Source organism: Neisseria sp. P0019.S002 (assembly GCF_051957155.1).
GTDB lineage: Bacteria > Pseudomonadota > Gammaproteobacteria > Burkholderiales > Neisseriaceae > Neisseria > Neisseria perflava.
Genome location: NZ_JBQCWS010000001.1, coordinates 394,904 through 415,429, shown reverse-complemented (window position 1 = coordinate 415,429; position 20,526 = coordinate 394,904). Strand labels below are relative to the sequence as shown.

General features: G+C 50.3%; 12 protein-coding genes. 5 read left to right on the top strand and 7 right to left on the bottom strand.

Going from position 1 to position 20,526, the window contains the following annotated elements; all coding sequences use genetic code 11:
* Positions 1-79: 79 nt before the first annotated feature.
* Positions 80-700 (bottom strand): LemA family protein, encoded by a 621-nt coding sequence (locus tag ACTHTY_RS01970; RefSeq protein WP_440366294.1) that lies wholly within the window; start codon positions 698-700, stop codon positions 80-82.
* A gap of 112 nt (positions 701-812) precedes the next feature.
* Positions 813-1,901, bottom strand: a complete 1,089-nt coding sequence (locus ACTHTY_RS01965; RefSeq protein WP_440366293.1) for a metallophosphoesterase — start codon at positions 1,899-1,901, stop codon at positions 813-815.
* Positions 1,902-2,004: 103 nt separating this feature from the next.
* Here ACTHTY_RS01965 and ACTHTY_RS01960 point away from each other — a divergent pair, with 103 nt between their 5' ends.
* The 4 genes from ACTHTY_RS01960 (at position 2,005) to recB (ending at position 12,606) form a co-directional block, all read left to right on the top strand.
* Positions 2,005-2,913 (top strand): Dyp-type peroxidase, encoded by a 909-nt coding sequence (locus ACTHTY_RS01960; protein WP_440366292.1) that lies wholly within the window; start codon positions 2,005-2,007, stop codon positions 2,911-2,913.
* 210 nt (positions 2,914-3,123) lie between these two features.
* Positions 3,124-4,791, top strand: a complete 1,668-nt coding sequence (locus tag ACTHTY_RS01955; RefSeq protein WP_440366291.1) for a ShlB/FhaC/HecB family hemolysin secretion/activation protein — start codon at positions 3,124-3,126, stop codon at positions 4,789-4,791.
* 255 nt (positions 4,792-5,046) lie between these two features.
* On the top strand, positions 5,047-8,805 hold the full coding sequence (locus ACTHTY_RS01950; RefSeq protein WP_440366290.1) for a hemagglutinin repeat-containing protein: 3,759 nt from the start codon (positions 5,047-5,049) through the stop codon (positions 8,803-8,805).
* A 144-nt stretch (positions 8,806-8,949) separates the two neighbouring features.
* Positions 8,950-12,606 (top strand): exodeoxyribonuclease V subunit beta, encoded by a 3,657-nt coding sequence (recB, locus tag ACTHTY_RS01945; protein ID WP_440366289.1) that lies wholly within the window; start codon positions 8,950-8,952, stop codon positions 12,604-12,606.
* Between the two features lie 59 nt (positions 12,607-12,665).
* Here the strand turns inward: recB and ACTHTY_RS01940 are convergent, their stop codons facing one another.
* From ACTHTY_RS01940 to ACTHTY_RS01930, 3 genes are all read right to left on the bottom strand, one after another.
* Positions 12,666-13,397 carry a phosphoadenylyl-sulfate reductase gene (locus ACTHTY_RS01940; protein WP_440366288.1) on the bottom strand — a complete coding sequence of 244 codons (732 nt, stop codon included), beginning with the start codon at positions 13,395-13,397 and terminating at the stop codon, positions 12,666-12,668.
* Positions 13,398-13,512: 115 nt separating this feature from the next.
* Positions 13,513-14,571, bottom strand: coding sequence for a DNA polymerase IV (dinB, locus tag ACTHTY_RS01935; protein ID WP_440366287.1), 1,059 nt, complete (start codon positions 14,569-14,571; stop codon positions 13,513-13,515).
* A 77-nt stretch (positions 14,572-14,648) separates the two neighbouring features.
* Positions 14,649-15,698 (bottom strand): sulfate ABC transporter substrate-binding protein, encoded by a 1,050-nt coding sequence (locus ACTHTY_RS01930; RefSeq protein ID WP_440366472.1) that lies wholly within the window; start codon positions 15,696-15,698, stop codon positions 14,649-14,651.
* Positions 15,699-16,081: 383 nt separating this feature from the next.
* Here ACTHTY_RS01930 and ACTHTY_RS01925 point away from each other — a divergent pair, with 383 nt between their 5' ends.
* Entirely contained in the window at positions 16,082-16,918 is an 837-nt protein-coding gene (locus ACTHTY_RS01925; protein ID WP_440366286.1) for a DUF4198 domain-containing protein, read from the top strand.
* Positions 16,919-16,961: 43 nt separating this feature from the next.
* On the opposite strand, the gene ACTHTY_RS01920 is transcribed toward ACTHTY_RS01925, so the two are convergent.
* Together ACTHTY_RS01920 and mutS are read right to left on the bottom strand one after the other, a co-directional pair.
* Positions 16,962-17,813, bottom strand: coding sequence for a DUF5672 family protein (locus ACTHTY_RS01920; protein WP_440366285.1), 852 nt, complete (start codon positions 17,811-17,813; stop codon positions 16,962-16,964).
* 37 nt (positions 17,814-17,850) lie between these two features.
* Positions 17,851-20,451 (bottom strand): DNA mismatch repair protein MutS, encoded by a 2,601-nt coding sequence (mutS, locus tag ACTHTY_RS01915; RefSeq protein WP_440366284.1) that lies wholly within the window; start codon positions 20,449-20,451, stop codon positions 17,851-17,853.
* Positions 20,452-20,526 lie beyond the last annotated feature (75 nt).

The window sequence follows — 20,526 nt, the reverse complement described above, 5'->3', positions numbered from 1 at the left end:
ACAGCATACAAAAGGCCGTCTGAAATTAATATTTCAGACGGCCTTTTGTGTATCACTTATTCAGCAAACTGCTTATTTTTTAAGCCAACATATTGCTGCTCATTCGTTGCGTTTGGTTTTCCGTAAAATGAACCAATCTTGCCTGCCTGTCAAAACCTAATGGCTTGGCGACAAGGCGGTTGGGCAGCTTGTTTAAATGATGGTTGTAGCTTCCGGCTCTGCGGTTGTAAGTGCGGCGTGCCGATGCGACTTCTGCTTCTGCAGCATCCAGCATTTCCATCAAGCAGGCCAATTTCTCATCAGGATACTGTTTCAAAATGCCGTTGACAGCAGTTTGCAATTTTTTCAGCGTATGATTCAATGCTGTTTCGGCTTCACACAGATGTTTGATTTTGGATTCGGAAAATGTTTTGGCAGTTTGCGCCAATGCGGTTTCGACTTCGGCACACATCTGCTGAACGTTTCGATCCGATGCAATGCCCTGCTCTTGCAGGTGTTTGCTGTATGCATCCAATACATGACGGACGGCCTGATGTCGGCAGTCAAGCGCAATGCGTAAAGAGACAAAAGATTCGCGACAGTCTTTTTTGCGGTCTTTCAACTGTTGTTTGAAATACAATAAGACAGCGGCGATTGATACGAAAATAAGTGCAAGACTAATAATGCCCATAGTGAGTTCCCTAGTTATGATGCCACTCATATCGGTGGCTGATTTTATTAACATCGATTATAATCCAATTTCAATATTTTTTCCCAATTTTCATAAAAAAGGCCGTCTGAAATTCAGACGGCCTGAAGTTTATATTTCTATTTCAATGCTTTGACTTGATGTCAATAACCCACACTTCTGATTGCGAACCCAAACGAAGGGGAATACCCCAGAAGCCGTAGCCCGAAGTGGTGAAGAAATGGCCGTTGCCGATCGCCTCATAACCGTAAGCAAGACGATAAAGCGTACGGACGATAAGGCTGGCAGGTGCAACTTGGCCGTTGTGGACATGGCCGGAGACCTGCACATCAATCGGCAGCCGGGCATGGGCTTCGATTGAAGTAGGACGGTGATCCATCAATAAAACCGGTAATTGGGTATTTTGACCTTCTAAAAGTTGCTCCGCACTGGGGCGCTTGCGATCCAAATCATCGCTCCGCCCTACCAGCAACACACCATTCACTTCCAAAACCTGATTGGCCAAAACCGTCAAACCTGCCGCTTCCAATTCATGTTTGATGCGCTTCTGATCGCGGAACCAATCATGATTGCCCAAAGTGGCGTAAACGCCCATCGGTGCAGTCAGCTTCTGCAAATGCGGTTTCATGTTTTCTTTCAGGTATGCATCGACGGTATCGTCCATCAAATCGCCCGGCAGCAACACCATGTCGACTTTTTCCTGCTTCATGATGTCCGTCAGTTTGTCTAATTGACGCGCGCCGAACAAAATTCCCAAGTGCAAATCGCTGGCCACACCGATACGCAGCGGCTTATCCATTTTCTTATTGATGAATACGGTCTGATGACGGACCACGGGCGTATAGGCGTTATACATCCCAAAACCGAGTAAACCGGCCACAAACAAAGGCGCAAACAGCCGCAGGCTTCGAGAAAGCGGTTGGCGTGCCATAAAACGGCGCAGCAAAAGATACAGGATAAATGTCGCCAACGCGGCATACATTACAAACAGCAAGATCACCATCCAAAACGCCACCACGCGGAACATCATATGCCCCAATTCCAGCAGTAAGCCGACCAACAAGCCGTTTGTAATGAAATAGGAAATACCCATCAGCCAACGTCTGCCGACTTTGCCTATCCAAGGCGCAAACAGCCATTGCAGCGAACGCCCAAGCCCGAATGTAAACACTTGCAACAGAATGACGCTCACAAAAAACATCTTGCCAAACATGCCTTTCCGCCCTAAAAAATCAAAAGGCAGATTTTAGGCCGTCTGAAACTTTCAGTGTATAATCCCCCACGTAAAAACCCATAATATTTTGAAAGGAATCATCATGAGCCAACCTCAATCAGCTATTATTCCTGATCACGCACAAGCCGGTATTTTTATCGAAGCAGACATTTCGGACGGCCGCAACGAAGACATCAAATCTGCCTGCCGCCTTTCTTTGGAATCCTTGGCCAAACTGAAAACCCGTTTTCCAAATGATATTTTGGGTTTGACCATTGCCTTCGGCAGCCGCGCATGGCAATCGTTCGGCCATACTGACGAAGGCAGCGAAATCAAACCTTTCCCAGAATTGGGCAACGGCCTCGCCCCTTCCACCCAACACGACCTCTATATCCACATCCAAGCCACCGAGCAAAAAGCTGCTTATGCCTTGGCTCAATCTGTTTTAGGCGCATTCGGCGACAGCATCCGCGTAGCCACTGAAGAACACGGCCTGCGCCTGTATGAAGACCGCGGCTTGGACGGTTTTGTCGACGGTACGGAAAATCCGCAGGGCGATGACAATGTACGCAATGTCGCCATTATTCCCGAAGGCAAGCCGGATGCCGGCGGCAGCTATGTTTTGCTGCAAAAATACCTGCATGATTTGAAAAAATGGGATGCCGTTCCTACTGCCGAACAAGAAGCCAGCGTTGGCCGCAGCAAAGAAGCCAATGACGAATTCAGCAAAGACGTGCGCCTGCCCGACTCACATCTCGGCCGCGTCAATGTCAAAGAAAACGGCGTTGGTTTGAAAATCGTCCGCCGCAGCCTGCCCTTCGGCAAAATTAGCGGCGAACATGGTTTGATGTTCACTTCCTATTGCAACACGCTGCACAATATCGAAGTTCAACTGCTCAATATGTTCGGCGATGCAGACGGCAAAACCGACTTACTGCTGAAATATTTGTCTAAAGCCGTATCAGGCGCCTACTACTACGCGCCTTCTGTCGAGCGTTTGCAAAATCTTTAACGGCTCAAAGGCCGTCTGAAAAAACCTGCCTTTTCAAAGGCAGGTTTTTGTTATTTAAATTCCCTTAATCTTTCTATGGTATCATCATAGAAATTTATCCTATCATTGCTTAATAAACCAATATTACAGACAACGATAAAAACCGATACGCCCAAGCAGCTATTTTCGATAAAATAAACCCAATAATTATCCTTATAAAATTACGACACCATGTATAAATCCCGCCTTCTTCCCCTGCCCGTATTGATTCTCTCCGCGCTAAACGCCCATGCGGCCAATACGCCGAATTCGCTTGATCAAATCGATAAAAACGTACCCAACCAATTCGACAAAGACTTCCGCGACAATCTCGACCAGATTCATTCGGTCGAAATCCAAAAACGCGAGCAGTCAGCATGGGATTTGCAGAAAAAGCAAGATAATGACGCGGTTGCACAAGAGGTGCCGTCTGAAAACAATACCAAATGCTTGGATTACACCGGTATCGAGCTTTCCGGTATTACCCTCATCGATTCCAAAAAGATTGAAGCCAAGTTACCCAAATGCATCAATCAAAACAGCATCAACCAACTGAACCGGGATATCGTTGCCGAATATATCGCTCAAGGCTATCCGCATACGCAAATCAAATTTGAAACCACGCCCGAGCGTGTTTTGAAATTAGCAGTCATCGAAGGCAAAATCCGTGAGATTACCGGCGGCTCACGTACAGTCAACGTCGATACCCTCTTCCCCGATCATCAAGGCAAACCGCTAAACATCCAATACCTCGACCAAGGTATCGAACAGGCAAACCATGTTGTCGGCAACAACGTCAGCATTGATGTTTATCCGCATGATGACGGTACCGCCTCCATCCAACTCAACAACGATGCACAAAAACATTGGGGCGGCAGCGTCACCATCGACAATAAAGGCAGCAAACCCAATACCACGACACTGCGCGGCAGCCTGAATGTCGGCAGTCCGTTGGGATTGAGCGATTCCCTTTATCTAAACGGCAATACCAATCTAAACAGCCACGACAGCCATTACAGTCGCGGCGGCAGCCTGTTCTACCAAGTTCCTTATGGCGCATGGACATTCAGCACTTACGCTGCAGCGTCGCAATCGCAAAGCATCTTAACGCCCAGCGTGACCCGCTATGCCTACCGCTCCAAATCCAAAGCGGCAGGAATCAAAGCAGAGCACGTATTCTCACGCAGTCAAAAACACATTACCTCCGCCTATGCCGGCATCGACTATGTGAAACAGACTACGAAATTTGCCGACAGCAAACTGGAATTACAAAGCCCGGAAATCTATTCGGCACAAGTCGGCCTGTCGCATACAGCCATCCTGCCAAACGGCATTTGGCTCAACAATATCGGCGTAGAACAAGGGTTTGCGAAAAATACCGAACATACGCCGTTCGACAAGCGCTATACCTCTGTATCCTTGCAAAGCAATTTGATTCAAAACCGCCCATTGGGCAAATGGATCGTGCGCAACCATCACCAAATCGATGCCCAATATAGCCCGCATGATTTGTTTGCCGCCAAAGAAATGGACATCGTCGGTTATCAAAATGTACGCGGTTTCCGTTCGATTTCTTTGAGCGCAAACAGCGCAGTCCTGTTGAGCAATACCGTTTATTTCCGCCGCAATACGCCCCATGGCATCTATATCGAGCCTTATCTGGGTGCAGACATCGGCGTTGCCAAAAACAATAACGAAGGTTCGCAACGCGCCATGAGCGTAGTTGCAGGTTTGAATTTGGGCAAAGCGGACAAATGGCAACTTTCTGCCGACTATGGCAAAGGTTTTGCACGCATGCCCAACCAATCAAACAGCGAAATACAGGATCATGTGACCGTTTCTTTACGCATTCCATTTTAAAGTTATGTAAATATATATCCTTTTATCCAATATATAAACCGCCCATCTTAACGTTATTAATTTTCTATTAATATCAATAAGATGAGCGGTTTTTATTTGCATTTGAAATAGTGCACACAAGGCCATACTGGTGGTATGATTGTAAAAAATTTCATAACAATGTTAATACATTCAAAAATTTCCTCAACAGAAATCCAATACTCGATATGGGATTTCTGATTCAATCTCCATCACGATAAATAAGGATTAAAATCCATGAAAATCGACACTTTATATCAGCCTAAGCTCTCAGCTTCCGGCAAAGTGACTGTCGCCGTGTGCTTTGCATTCCTGGGAAATGCAGCGGTAGCGGCCAACATCGAAGCCATCGGCCAAACTTCGGTACAGCAGCAGCACAATGTTGACATCGTCAATATTGCCGCACCGACGGCCCAAGGTCTTTCTCACAACCAATATAACAAGTACAACGTTTCCCAACACGGCGCCGTTTTGAATAACGCCCTGTCTGCCGGTAAATCCCAACTGGCCGGAAACCTGTCTGCCAACAAAAACTTCCAAGGTCAGGCCGCATCTGTGATCTTGAACGAAGTGGTCAGCAAAAACCCTTCTCTGATCTTGGGTCAACAAGAGATCTTCGGCATTGCCGCAGACTATGTTTTGGCAAACCCTAACGGCATTACCCACAACGGCGGCAGCATCCTGAATGCCAACCGCGCATCCTTGGTTGTCGGTACGCCAACCGTTTCAGACGGCACGTTGAAATCTTTCAATATCAGCGACAATGGCAAACAACTGCAAGTAAACGGCAATTTGAGCGGCAACCGCGTAGTTGACCTGCTCGCGCCGCAAGTGGTTGTCGGCAAATCAGCCAACGTTAATGCTGCCGATGCCATCAACGTTTCTTCAGGCAAAAGCAACTTCGACTACAAAACCGCGCAAATCGAAGCATTGGACGCTGCTTCAAATGCGCCGGTGCTTGACGGCCATATCTTCGGCAGTATGCGCGCCGGTACCATCCGTATCCACGCGACCGACAAACGCGCCAAACAAAACATTCAAAATGCTACCATTACCGGCACCCGCTACCTGAATATCGACAGCAAAGGCAACCTGAGCATCCAGTCTGCCAATCTGACCGGCGCACAAATGGAACTGTTTGCCCGCGATACCGACATCAAAGGCACAGTTAACAGCCATTCTGCTAACAAGTCTTCCAGCGGCAAAGAGGCGAAAAATGTTCAGCACTTCCGTTCGGACCGCAACAAAACGGAAACCTTTACCGCCAGCAATATCAATGCATCCGAGTCACTGACTTTGAACAATAGCGGCAGCCTCAACCTGAGCGCGGCCAACATCAATGCCGGCGCACTGACTGCATCTGCCACAGGCAACATCAATTCTAACGCGGTAAAAACAACCAACCGTACAGAATCCGACCACACTCAAAGCAAAGGCCTTTGGTACAACAACAACCTGAGCTCCTCTACTGACGAAAGCCTGCATCAAACCAAAATCAATGCCGGTTCTGTCAATATTGCCACCACAGGCAAAGTCCAATTGGATGCGACCGAACTGAACTCGGCTGCTGATGCTCGCATTGCCGCCCAACAAGGCATCGTATTGAGCAGCAACAGCGAAACCGACAGCAGCTCGACTTATGTCAGCTTCAAAAATGAAACTGCTGCCCTGAAAACCGGCATCGCTACAAAATCTTCAAAAAACTCTACCGCCCATCAAACCAAAATCTCCGCAGCCGGTGATATCGGTTTGATTTCCGAAGGCGATTTGAGCACTTACGGCGCAAGCATTGCGGCAAACGGTAATGTCGTTACCGATGTCAACAACATCAACTTGGGTACTCAAACCACCATCAACACCAACAGCCTCGACGACCAGAAAAAATACTGGGGCGGTCTGTTCGGCGGTGAAAGCCAAGTTCAAAACAACCGTACCGAAAACCTGCACGGCAGCAGCATTACTGCCAACTCAAACGTAGTTTTGGGTGCAAAAAACGGCGTCAACGTTTACGGCAGTACCGTTGAAGGCCAAGCCGGTACATTCGTCAGCTCCAAAGCAGGCAATGTTGATATTAAAAACGCCACCAGCACCGATACTTCCGCACAAAGCGCGCGTAAAGGTACGATTTTCAATATCACGACCTCTAAAACCAGCAGCAATAGCAGCATTGAAAAAGTAACCGGTTCTACCCTGGTTTCCAATGCCGACCTGACCGTTGTTTCCAACAAAGACATCAATGTGATCGGCTCTGCATTGTTTGCGGCGCAAAAACTGCAACTGTCTTCCGCAGGCGATTTGACCATTGATGCTGCCAAAGCGGTAGAAAACAAACAGGTCAACGAGTATTCCATCAAAGGCTACTCTGGCACCGAAACCAATAAAGAAAACGGCAGCGTGACTGCCAAAGCCGGTATCAAATTCACCGACACCCACACCGACACCCATTCTGTCGGCCTGAACGGCAGCATTTTGACCGGTAAAAACACCCAGTTGTCTTCCAACTCAAACGTTACCGTCAGCGGCAGCCAAGTCAACGGCGAAGAATCTGTCAACATTTCCGCAGCCAATGACGTCAATGTTGTTGCATCCAAAGGCAGCAACACTGTGACCGAATCCGGACGCGTAACCGATTTGGGCGTATCTGCTACTGCATACGAAAAAAATAACGTTGCAGGCGTCGGCGTGTCTGTCGGCATTACCAGCACCAAAACAGATGCAACTACCGTAACGAATACATCTCATGTATCCAACATCAATACCGGCGGCAACGCCACCATCACTGCCAACGGCAATATTAATCAAGAAGGTACCGTGATTAATGCGACCGGCAATGTGGTTGAAGCTGCCAAAAACGTTACCCATGCAGCGGCACACAGCGGTGCGAAATCCGATGTGAAACAAAACGGCGGCGGTTTGGTCGTTTCTGCCGGCATCAGCACCAACAAAGGCATCGGCGGTGAAATCACTGCACAAGGTCAAGGCAATTCTTCGACCCACAATGAATCCACTGCAACCGTAACCACCATCAACGCAGGCAATGCCATCGTTTTGGCAAATGACAAAGTGTCTGATGAAGGTACAAAATACGATGTTACCGGTGCGATCAACATTGATGCAGGTTCATACCACAACACTGCCGCCCACAACACCAGTAACAGCAGCAGCAAACAAGGCGGCGCTTCTTTGACTGTCGGCGCGTACACCAAAGACGGTTCAAACGTTGATGTGAATGCCAACCTGAACGTCAACTACGCTGATGAAAACAAAAAAGAATCTACCGCCGTCAAAGGCGATATGAATGCGACCAATGTTGTCATCAACGCCAAAGACTCTGCTGAAATCGCATCCAACATTACTGCCAACAACAACGTCAACATTACCGCAGGCAACGGCGTAACCTTCACCGAGTCAGCCAATACTGCCTCCAACCAAGGTACAGCCGTTAATGTCGGTATCGGCGCTGGTGCGACAATCAATGTTGAAACCGGTGTTGCCGTTCCTCACGTCAACGGCTCTGTCGGCGTCAACAAAACCGATAACGCTTCTTCTACCGCCGCAGGCGCAAATGTAGCGGCCGGCAATGACATTAAAATCAATGCCAACAACGGCGACGTCAACCTGCACGGTACCAACCTGGTATCCAATAACTCCGTTGAAGTAGAAGGCAACAAAGTCAATACTTCCGGCGCAATCAGCAGCGTTAATGAGAAAAATCTGACCGTCAATGTCAACGGCAGCTATGCTTCAGGCAAACCAAACGGCAACATCAACGCCAAAGGTAAAAACGAAGCCACCGTAACCAATACGGCAAACACCATCCAAAGCGACAATGTTGTTATTACTACCGGCTCTCCAACCGGTTTGAGCGTCAACAATACGACCATCAACGGTAATAATGTTGCGTACTACTATGACGACAGTAAAGCTCCTGCGGCGAACCGTTATACCTATCGTCCTCGCCAACCAAGCTACGCCAAACGCCGTTTGCGCTACTAAGATGCGCTATTGAAGTCATTTAATAGCCATTAAGACATGCCGTCTGAAAACAGAAAGTTTTCAGACGGCATTTTTATCATCAATGCAAAACAACACACTATCTCTGTTATGATAATGCTTCGCTAATATTATTCCGTTCCAACCATGTCTTCCGCCCTTCCTTTTGACGCGCTCACACTTTCCATCGACGGTACCAACCTCATCGAAGCTTCTGCCGGTACGGGTAAAACCTACGGCATTGCCGCGCTTTTTACCCGACTGATTGTTTTAGAAAAAAAAGACATCGAGAAAATTCTGGTCGTTACCTTTACCAAAGCGGCGACGGCAGAACTGAAAACCCGTTTGCGCGCGCGTTTGGACGAAGTGTTGCAGGTTTTGAACGAAATCCAAACCTTGGGTGGCAAGCCGGAACATATTTCAGACGGCCTGAACAAATATTACGAAAAAGAGAAAAAATCCCCCGATGACTTTCTCAATCGCTTGATTCCTTTGGCTTTAGGCGAGCAAGACGGACAGGAAAGCTGCCATCGCCTGATTCTCCGCCTCAAAGCCGCGCTGAGCCAGTTTGACAACGCCTCGATTTACACCATCCATGGCTTCTGTCAGCGCGTCTTGCGCGATTACGCATTTTTGTGCGGCGCGCCTTTGGATGTCGAGCTGTCGGACGACTCGCGCGAGAGGCTGCTGATTCCTGCGCAGGACTTTTGGCGGCAGAAAGTGGCAACCGATGCCACATTGGCACAATTGGTTTTTGACCGAAAATGCACGCCTGAAGAAATGCTTGCCGAAATCAAAAGCTATACCGGCCGCCCCTATCTGAAATTCAGACGGCCTGAAGGCGATTTGAAAGAAGCTCAAGCCAACCTTCAAGAAACATGGCAAAAAATTTGCGGCCAATTGGAAGACTTGGAAAAAGCGTTTTGGGTAATCTTTCCCAAACTTAACGGCCAGACCTACAGAAGAAATACCTTTGAAAATGTTTTTACTGATTTAAAAACAAACGCCGAATCCAGCCGCCTGCCCCGCCTGAGCAAACAAACGCTAGAAAAATTAAGCCTCTTCAGTATCGACACACTCAACAGCAAACTGAAAAAAGAATATAAAGCCGATGCCGATGCACCGGAAATTATTCAGCTGCAAGCCTTAGCCAATCTCGGTCGTGATTTACAGGCAATGGAAAGCGCGGAAGAAGCAGTCTTCATCTGCCTGCAACTCGACCTCCTTTCCTACATTAACCAATCTATTGCTGAACAAAAAAAATCACGCCGTGAGCGCGTGTTTGACGATTTGCTACTGGATGTCCATCAGGCATTGACCACCCATGAACACGGCAATACGTTGGCAAAAGCGGCGGCGGCAAACTGGGAAATCGCACTGATTGACGAATTCCAAGATACCGACCCGCTGCAATACGAAATTTTCCGCCAAATTTTTATCGAACAAGGCTGCCCGCTGTTTCTCGTTGGCGACCCCAAACAGGCGATTTACAGCTTTCGCGGTGCGGACATTTACGCCTATCTGCAAGCCGCGCAAGATGCGGACAGGCATTACACCCTCGCTGTCAACTACCGCAGCCATGCCAAGCTGATTAACGGCATCAGCGCCTTGTTCAAACAAAAAAAACACCCCTTCGTGTTGGAAAACATTGATTACAGCGATGTCTCCGCCAGCCGCGCCGAAAGCCGGCTGTCGCCACACCGCCCCGCCATCCAAGTGCGCTGGCTCAATACGGACGACCAAACCGGCAAAGAAATTTTGCGAGGCCGTGCCGCCGAATATTGCGCCGATGAAATTGCCTTTGCGCTCAATGAAGCAGCCGAAGGCCGTCTGAATTTCAAAGGCCGCGCGTTGGAATCCGGCGATATTGCCGTCTTGGTGCGCACCAATAACGAAGCGGCGATGATTGCAGGGAAACTGAAACAGCGCCGTATCCAAAGCGTGTTGCTGTCGCGCCAATCCGTTTTCGATTCCGCCGAGGCCGACTCGCTGTCCGCGCTGATCGGCTTTTGGCTCAACCCAAGGCAAACTGACTGGCTGCGCTTTGTCTTGACCGGCGTTTTATTCGGCTATACCGCCAAAGAGATTTACGAACTCAACCACAACGAACACCAGCTGCTGAAATGGCTGGAGTCATCTGCCGAGGCCATGGAAAAATGGCGGAAAGGCGGCATTTTTGCCGCCGTGCAGCAGTTTTCCGCCCTACATGACATCGAAACACGCCTGCTCAAAGGCGGCAACGAACGCAGCCTGACCAACTACTATCAAATTCTGGAGCTTTTGGCCGAAGAAGACAGCCAAAGCCGCAACCCTGCCACCCTGCATAAATGGTTAAACGAACAAATCAGCCGTGCGCGCAGCGGCCATTTCCCGTCAGACGCGCAAACCATCCGTCTCGAAAGCGACGAAAAACTGGTCAAAATCGTTACCATGCACGCGTCGAAAGGTTTGCAATATCCTTTGGTGTACTGCCCCTTCGCGTGGGATACCAAAGACAATTCCAAAGAAAACTGGAAAATCCTGCATACTGAAAACCACGAAACCGAGCTGCTGGCCAAATCTCAAACCTCGGAAGCAGAACTAAGCCATCTTGCCGACGAAAAGACGGCAGAAGATTTGCGTCTGCTCTATGTTGCCCTTACCCGCGCCGAAGAACAGCTCAACATCTACGCCGCCGCCAACAAAAACTGTACGCCAAACAATCCTTTTGCCTATCTGCTCGAAGGTTTACCGGATGCCGGCCGCGAAAGCGTCAGCCAAAGCTATAAAAGCGCGACAGACGTTGTGGAAATGCTTAAAACCAACTGGCAACGCTTTATCAAAAACGCGCCTGAAAATACGGAGTTTGCCTTCACGGAAGAAGCCCCGCTAGAAACCGTCTACCAATACAGCCGTCAACAAGACCAAGCTTTGAGCGCTCATAGCATCAAACGCCGCGATTTTGACTTTATCCGCCACACCAGCTTTACCGGTTTGAGCAGACATACCAAGTCAACCGACGAACAACACGAGCCTTTGCAACCTGCCATCGACCCGGCAGAAAGCGCAGACCGTGCCATGCCGTCTGAAAACCTGCCTTCCCCGCTTTCAGACGGCCTCGATATCCACCATTTCCCCCGAGGCACCAATGCCGGCGTATGTTTGCATGAAATGTTGGAAAAACTCGACTTCGCCGCCTCTGCCGAGAGCCAATCCGAAATGATTGCCGAAGTTTTGCAACGCCACAGCTTTGAAGACAAATGGCTGCCGACGGTAAGTGCCATGCTCGACACCTGCCGCCTGACACCTTTAATCAACGAGAGCCTGTCGCAGATTCCGCCGACCCGACGCCTGCCCGAAATGGGGTTCACCCTGTACATGGACGATTTCAAACTGGACGACTTGCGCCGTTGGTTTGCCTCAAGCGAAGCAAACCTGCCGCCCGAATGCGTCCAAGCCGCGCAACTGCTTGATTTCCATGATTTGCAAGGCTATTTAAACGGCTTTATCGATATGGTTTGCCAAGATTCAGACGGCAATGTCGTTTTAATCGACTACAAATCCAACCATTTGGGCAACGATGCAAACGCGTACACGCAACAGGCGATGAACGAAGCCGTGGCGCATCATCACTACTACCTGCAAGCCCTGATCTACGCCGTTGCCATTGCGCGCTACTACGCGCTGCGCGGTAAACCGTTGCCCAAAATCGCCATCCGCTACCTCTTCCTGCGCGGCATGGACGGCTCGGAACAAGGCATTTGGAAATGGGACATCGATACCGCCTTGCTCTCTACTTTCGTTGAGCGGAAAACAAATTCCTGATAAATCATTTTGTTAAATCGTCAAAAAGGCCGTCTGAAACGTTTTCAGACGGCCTTTGATTATTTGTGCAAACCGCATTCCTTACTGTCTTTGCTTTCCCACCACCATCGCCCGGCGCGGATATTCTCGCCCAGCTTGACCGGACGCGTGCAGGGTTCACACCCAATACTGGGATAGCCTTGATGATACAGCGCATTGAGCGGAACTTGGTGCTCGTGCGCATATGCCCAAACGTCCTGCTCTTCCCAATCGAAAATAGGATTGAATTTGGCGATGTTGCGGCCCGTATCCAGCTCTTCAAAATTCAATTCGCTGCGCGTTTCTGACTGACTGCGGCGCTGTCCGGTTAGCCATGCGGGGGCGTTGTGCAAAGCGCGGTTGAGCGGTTCGATTTTGCGGATATGGCAGCAACGGCGGCGCAACTCGACGCTGTCGTACATCGCGGTCGTGCCAAACTCCGCTTCAAATTCAACGGCGGTTTGTCGGTTGGGATAAAATACTTCCAATTCGGTTTGATAACGCGCATTGGTTTCGGCAATCAGCGCGGCGGTCTCGGGATTGAGTTTGCCCGTATTGAGCGTAATGATGCGGATGGGCAGTTTCAGACGGCAAACGGCATCGGTAATAACCATATCTTCAACCGCAAGGCTGGATGCGAACACGGCTTGCGGATAGCGCGCGGCAATGTTTTGCAAACGGCGCTCCAAAGCAGCCGCCAACTCAGGCAGGCGGCGGCGTTCGGCATCATTGGTTTCGGGGATTTTCCAAAATTGAGGACGGAATAAAGACATGGCTGGTTGTTCCTAATAATTTTCAGACGGCCTGTTGAAACGGCTGTCGATATGGTTATGGAACGATATTGTCCTGCGCCCTATCTTCAAACGGAAAGAATGCTTTTCTATTTCTTTATAACCAAAGCGTCTGCTGCTGGTTTTTCGGCAGCAAATGACTCACGCCGATGCCGATCAGGCGGAAGGCATCTTCGCGTTGCGGCGGTATGCGTTGCAACAAAGTATGCGCCGCCTGAAGCAGCGAGGCACTGTCGGGAAGGACGGAAGAATACGTCAGTGAACGCGTGATAATGCGGAAATCGTGGGTTTTGAGTTTGAGGGTAACGCCTTTGGCTTCAACGTTTTTGCGCTCAATCTGCCGCCAGAGGTCTTCGGCAAGGTGCGGCAAATGGCTTGAAGCCTGCGCCAAAGACAAATCTTCGGGCAAAGTGATTTCAGTTGAGATTTGCAGGCGTTCGCGTTCGGCTTTGACCGGCCGCTCGTCGATACCGCGTGCCAAATCATAAAGGCGGTAGCCGTAGCGGCCGAAATGGTTTAAAAGTTCGCCGCGCTCAAAACGGCGCAAATCGCCGGCAGTCTGCATACCGAGGGCGTTCATTTTTTTCAGCGTAACTTTGCCGACACCGGGAATCTTACCCAACGGCAAGCTCTCCAAAAACGCCATGATTTTGGGCGGCGGCAGCACAAACTGTCCGTTCGGTTTGCGCCAGTCGGACGCGATTTTGGCCAAAAATTTATTGGGCGCGATGCCTGCGGAAGCAGTCAAACCTGTTTCTTCAAAAATTTCGGCGCGAATGCGTTTGGCCACCTCGCTGGCATACGGGATATTTTTAAAATTTCGGGTAACATCCAAATAGGCTTCGTCCAAAGACAAAGGCTCGATCAAATCGGTATAACGCCGAAACACGGCATGAATCTGCGCCGACACTTGGCGGTACAAATCAAAATGCGGCGGCACAAACACCGCCTGCGAACACAGCCTTTTCGCCGTCGCCACCGACATGGCCGAGTGCAAACCGAATTTGCGTGCTTCATAAGACGCAGCACAAATGACCGACCGCGTACCGTCCCACGCCACAACGACAGGCAGCCCTTTCAGGTGCGGCTGATTGCGCAGTTCTACCGAAGCGTAGAATGCGTCCATATCGATATGGATGATTTTGCGTTGAGACATGGGAAAAGATGGATAAGAAAAAGGCTTATTGTAACAAAAGGCCGTCTGAAGTTTCAGACGGCCTCTATATTCAAGCCTTATTTTTTACTGGAAAGCTGGTCAAACAATCCGCCATCGGCAAAGAATTTTTTCATGATTTCTTCCCACGGGCCAAATTTCTCATTCGGATTAAACGTCTCAATCTCAGGGAAATCGGCTTTGTGTTTCGCCAATACTTCGGCATTGCGCGGACGCAGATAAAGATTGGCGGCCAACTCTTGAGCCGGTTCGCTCCAGAGGTTTTGCAGATAGGCTTCGGCAGCGGAGCGTGTGCCTTTTTTGTCGACTACGCTGTCCACGACGGCAACCGGCGCTTCGGAAAGAATGGTGTAGCTCGGATAGACGATTTCAAACTGGTCTTGGGTCAGCTTTTTGCTGACGTAGTTGGCCTCATTTTCAAAGGTAACCAAAACATCGCCGATATTGCGTTGGCTGAAAGTCGTCGTTGCCGCACGGCCGCCGTTTTCAAATACAGGCGTGTTTTTCAGCAATGCGGCTACAAAATCTTTGGTTTTGCCTTCATCGCCGTTATTCACTTTCAAACCATAACCGTACGCACCCAAAAAGGCGTAGCGGCCGTTGCCGGTGGTTTTCGGGTTCGCCAAAACGATTTGCACGCCGTCTTTAGACAAATCACCCCAGTCTTGAATGTGTTTCGGATTACCTTTGCGCACCAAGAAAACGACGTTGCTGGTATAAGGCACGGCATTGTCCGGCAGGCGCGTGTTCCAATCGGCTTTGACCAAACCTTTTTTCACCAAAAGCTCGATATCGGAAGTCTGGTTCATGGTCACCACATCGGCAGCCAAACCGTTGGCGACAGCCAAAGCCTGCTTGCTGGAGCCGCCGTGCGACTGTTGGACTTCAACCGACTGTCCACCGTTTTTTGAGGCAAACTCTTTGACAAACAAAGGATTGTATTCTTTATAAAAATCACGGGCGACATCGTAGGAAACATTCAGCAATTTGACTTCGCCCCCCTTACCTCCGGCAGCTTGAGAAGCATTGTCGGCGGATTGTTCGGCTTTTGGCGAGCACGCGCTCAAAGCCAGCGCGGCAGTCAATGCGGCAAAAGAAAGCGTACGGATATTCATGATCGGCTCCTGTTGAAAATATGGGAGCACTTTATCGGGATTGGATACAAACTGGAAATAATGTTTGCTTTCGCGTTTATCAGTTTTGGTTATATACAATCCGGGCGGAAGTCGGAGAAAATGCCCACTCAGACAAAATCACAATAAATTATATATACATCAATCAGATAAAGATTAAAACAGCTATTTATACAAGATAAACATACGTTGCAAACAGCATTACCAATACGTCAGGCCGTCTGAAAATTCAATATAAATAATTATTTATAATTAAAAAATATAGTTCTTATTATTTACAAAAAATGCAAATAAGAGTAATGTTTCTACTCGCCAAAATACAAGGCCTTTCATTCAACAAAAAATGGAGTGTAGAAACTATGAAACAATGGATGCTTTTAGGATTGCTGGGATTGGGCGCAGTGGCGCAGGCGCACGATGTTTGGGTGGCCGCACCGACACATCAGCCTGCCGGCCAAATCCTGCATGCGGATTTGGGTTACAGCCATGACTTCCCAAATGTCGAAAAAATCGCCGACGACCGCGTGCATATTTTCAAACCGCTGCAATTGACCGGCAGCTCAAAGAAAACCGTTGATTTGGTAAATAAAGGCGAGAACTATCAATACGTTTCCAAAGCCGCTTTGCCTGAAGGCTCCTACTGGGTCAGCGCAACCTACAAACCGACTTTCTGGTCGAAAAACCAAGACGGCTGGAAACAACAAACCTTGAAACAGCTGGCCGGTGCCACCTATTGCGAACAATCGCAAATGTTCGGCAAGAGTTTCGTCCACGTGGGCAACGGCGCAGTTGATGAAGCGGTATTGACCCGCCCTATTGGCCAAGAGCTGGAACTGGTTCCGCTGAAAAATCCGAACGAAGTCAAAGCCGGCGGTATTTTGCCGGTCAAAGTCCTGTACAAAGGTGAGCCTTTGGTTAAAGCCACCGTTACCGCCAGCTCGGACACTTTGGCGGAAATGGACTTGGAATCAACCCATGACCATCGCGAGCCTCAAGGCTTCTCCGGCAAAACCGATAAAAACGGCGTGGTCAATGTGATTACGCTGATTGACGGTTTGTGGAAAATCAAAGTCGTGAACGAGACCGATTACGGCGATAAAAGCGTATGCCAGCAGGACAAAGCTTACGCAACGCTGGTCGTACCTGTCGGCACCAAACGCGCAGCTGCACGCCATGCCCACCATCATCAACATTAACAGCCATTAAAAAAGGCCGTCTGAACTTTCAGACGGCCTTAATTTATTCCCATTCATAACCTAAATTTCTAAAAAAACGGGAGTATGTTTCCAATTTATCCTCATTCAATTGGACAAACCGGACACGGTTGCAGCCGGTCAAGACCACACTTCCCATCCAGTGCGCCCCAAAGACGCGCTCTAAAGGGACATTCCTCATTCGATTGATAAACGGTACTTCTGAAGAAAATTGCGTAGCAATATTCGGAGGCGCGAATTTCAAACCCAAGTCCTGCAATCTATAACGGTGTTGCGCCGTCAAAAACATATCTTCGTGGTGCAGCCGTACCAGCCATTCCATATCGGCAATTTTCTCGTCTTTCGGCGGCAAAGGCGGTCGGATTTCTACATTTAAACCCAGTTGTCGCGGCATGGTTAAAAGCCGTCTGCTGCGCAGGCTGAAACCGCCGTTCTGCGGCTCGTCCAAATTCGGGGAGTTCTGAATCAGATGCTGTTTGGCCAAATATTGATCGGTTCCCTTCAGAAAAAACTGCCCGTCTGCTTCGGTTTCCAACAAAATCGGCAAAGGTGCGCCGATATAATCATATTCCCGATAGGCATCCTGCCAGTTTTGACCGTTTAACACCCAGCCGTCATTTTGAACAATCAGACAATAATCAGTATCGATGTAATACATCAGTTGGTACAAAACAAACAGATTGTATTCCAGATACCCGAATGGCCGGCAAGGTTGATGTCGGATATTCTCCGGCAAACCTTGCGGACAGCTCGGGCTGATCAGCAATCCACGGCTGCCGGGCAATTCGGCACAGCTGCGGATAATGGCATACATCGTGCCCTCGGTATAAGAATCTGCACCGGTAATACCCACCACAGTAATGTCAGCAAAACTCATTATATGTTTCTCCTGTTTCAGACGGCCTTTGAGTTATTTACGACACCTTATTGCAGATTTCTTTCAAACGGTACAAGGCATCCAAGGCTTCGCGCGGCGTGAGGTTGTCGGGCTGAATTTGCGCCAACGCTTCAGCCAATTCATTGTTCTGCAAATTATCAACAGGCTCAACTTCTTGTTCTTTCCCTTCCTCATCTGCCCCATTTTCAGACGGCATGGCGCTAAAAATATCCAACTGCGGACGGTTGGCGGAGGCTTGGTTTTCCAAATCGTTTAAATGCTTTTGAGCCGCTTTCAAAGCACGGTTGGGCAGGCCTGCGAGTTTGGCGACGGCGATGCCGTAGCTTTTGCTGGCAGGGCCGGGCTCGATGTGGTGGAGGAAGACGATGTCTTGTCCTTGTTCGAGCGCGGAGAGGTGCATGTTGACTGCCGTTGCGTGTGCTTCGGGCAGTTTGGTCAACTCGAAATAGTGAGTAGCAAAGAGACTGAAGGATTTGTTTTTTTGCAGCAGGTGTTCGGCGATGGCGTGCGCGAGGGCAAGGCCGTCGAAGGTGGAGGTGCCGCGTCCGACTTCGTCCATGAGAACGAGGGATTGGTCGGTGGCGTGGTGGAGGATGTAGGCGGTTTCGCTCATTTCGACCATGAAGGTGGAGCGGTTGGAGGCAAGGTCATCCGATGCGCCGATACGGGTGAAGATTTGGTCGATGGGGCCGATTTGGGCTGAATCAGCAGGCACGAAGCTGCCGGTGTGCGCCATGAGGACGATGTGGGCGACTTGGCGCATGTAGGTGGATTTGCCGCCCATATTGGGGCCGGTCAGGAGCATGAGGCGGTGTTTGTGGTCGAGGCGGGTGTGGTTGGCGGTGAAGTGGCGCACTTGCTGCTCGACGACGGGATGGCGGCCGTTTTCGATATGGATGACGGGGTAGTCGGCGAACTCGGGGCTGACGAAGCCGCGTTCGGCGGCGGTGGCGGCGAAGGTGGAGAGTACGTCGAGGGCGGCGGCGGCTTTGGCTGCTTTTTGAAGCTGCGGCAAGGCCGTCTGAACTTCTTTCAGCAGGGCTTCAAACAGGCGTTTTTCCAATGCCAATGCCTGCTCTTGCGCGGTCAAGACTTTGTCTTCGAAGGTTTTGAGTTCGGGGGTGATGAAGCGTTCGGCGTTTTTGAGGGTCTGGCGGCGTTGGTAGTCGGCGGGGGCTTGTTCGGCTTGGACTTTGGATAGCTCGATGTAGAAGCCGTGGACGCGGTTGAACTCGACTTTGAGGGTGGAAAGGCCGGTGCGTTCGCGTTCGCGCGCTTCGAGGTCGAGCAGGAATTCGTCGCCGTGGTTTTGGATGTGGCGCAACTCGTCAAGTTCTGCCGAATAGCCTTGGTTGATGACGCCGCCGTCTTTGAGCCAGACGGCGGGTTCGGGCATCACGGCGGCTTTGAGGGTTTCGGCGACGGGCAGGGTTTCGGGGAAAATGGCTTTGAGGGTTTCCAACAGGCTGCTGCCCTCGGCGGACAATTTGATTTCAGACAGGGCAAACAGGCTGTCGCGCAGGGCGGCGAGGTCGCGCGGACGGGCGTTGCCGACGGCGATGCGGGCGGCGATGCGTTCGATGTCTGCGATGTTTTTCAGACGGCCTTGCAGGGTTTCGTATTGCGAACCCAGCGCGGCAACGGCTTCTTGGCGGGCGCGGATGTGGGCGCGGCTGCGTAAGGGGTGGTGCAGCCAGAGTGCCAAGAGGCGGCTGCCCATATGGGTGGCGCAGCCGTCGAGTATGGAAAACAGGGTCGGCGATTTTTTGCCGGAGAGGGTTTGCGTGATTTCGAGATTGCGGCGCGTGGCGGCGTCCATGCCGATATATTGGCTGTCGGTTTCGAGCGAAATGCCGTCGAGGTGTTGCGGCATCAGGTTTTGCGTCAGGCGGATGTAGTTCAGCAGCGCGCCCGCCGCGCCGATGGCGGCTTCGTGTTCCTTGCCATCCAAACCGAAGCCGTGCAGGTCTTGGCAGCCGAAGTATTCGGTCAACAATTTCGCACCCGTATCGGCGGCAAACTGCCATGAGTTCAGGCGCGTGATGTTGGCAGAGGTCGTCTGAAAACCATCAGGCAGGCTTTTGCCTTCGGGCAACAGGATTTCCGCCGCCTGCAAACGCGCCAGCTCGTCGGCGAGTTTGTCCGCCGTCGTTAGCTTGGTTTTGAATTCGCCGCTTTGCAAAGATGCCCACGCGATGGCGATGTGTTTTTTATCCGCGTTCACCGCCGCGATGCGGTTGGTTTCCTTGTCTTCCAGAAACGCCGCGTCGGTCAGCGTGCCGGGCGTTACGATGCGCACGACTTTGCGCTCCACCGGCCCTTTGCCCGCGCCGACTTCGCCCACCTGCTCGCACACCGCCACGCTTTTGCCCATCTTCACCAGCCGCGCCAGATACTGCTCCGCCGCGTGAAACGGTACGCCTGCCATCTTAATCGGCACGCCGTCCATCTGCCCGCGCGTGGTCAGGGTGATATCCAACAACTTCGCCGCTTCCACTGCATCATCCAAAAACAGCTCGTAAAAATCGCCCATGCGGTAAAACACCAGCTTGTCGGCGTGTTGCGATTTGATGGCGAGATACTGCTGCATCATCGGAGAGACGGTGGGTTTAGACATGGAAAAGCCTTAGAAACGCAAAAGCGTTATTGTAACAAAAGGCCGTCTGAAAAACAGGTTTCAGACGGCCTTTAA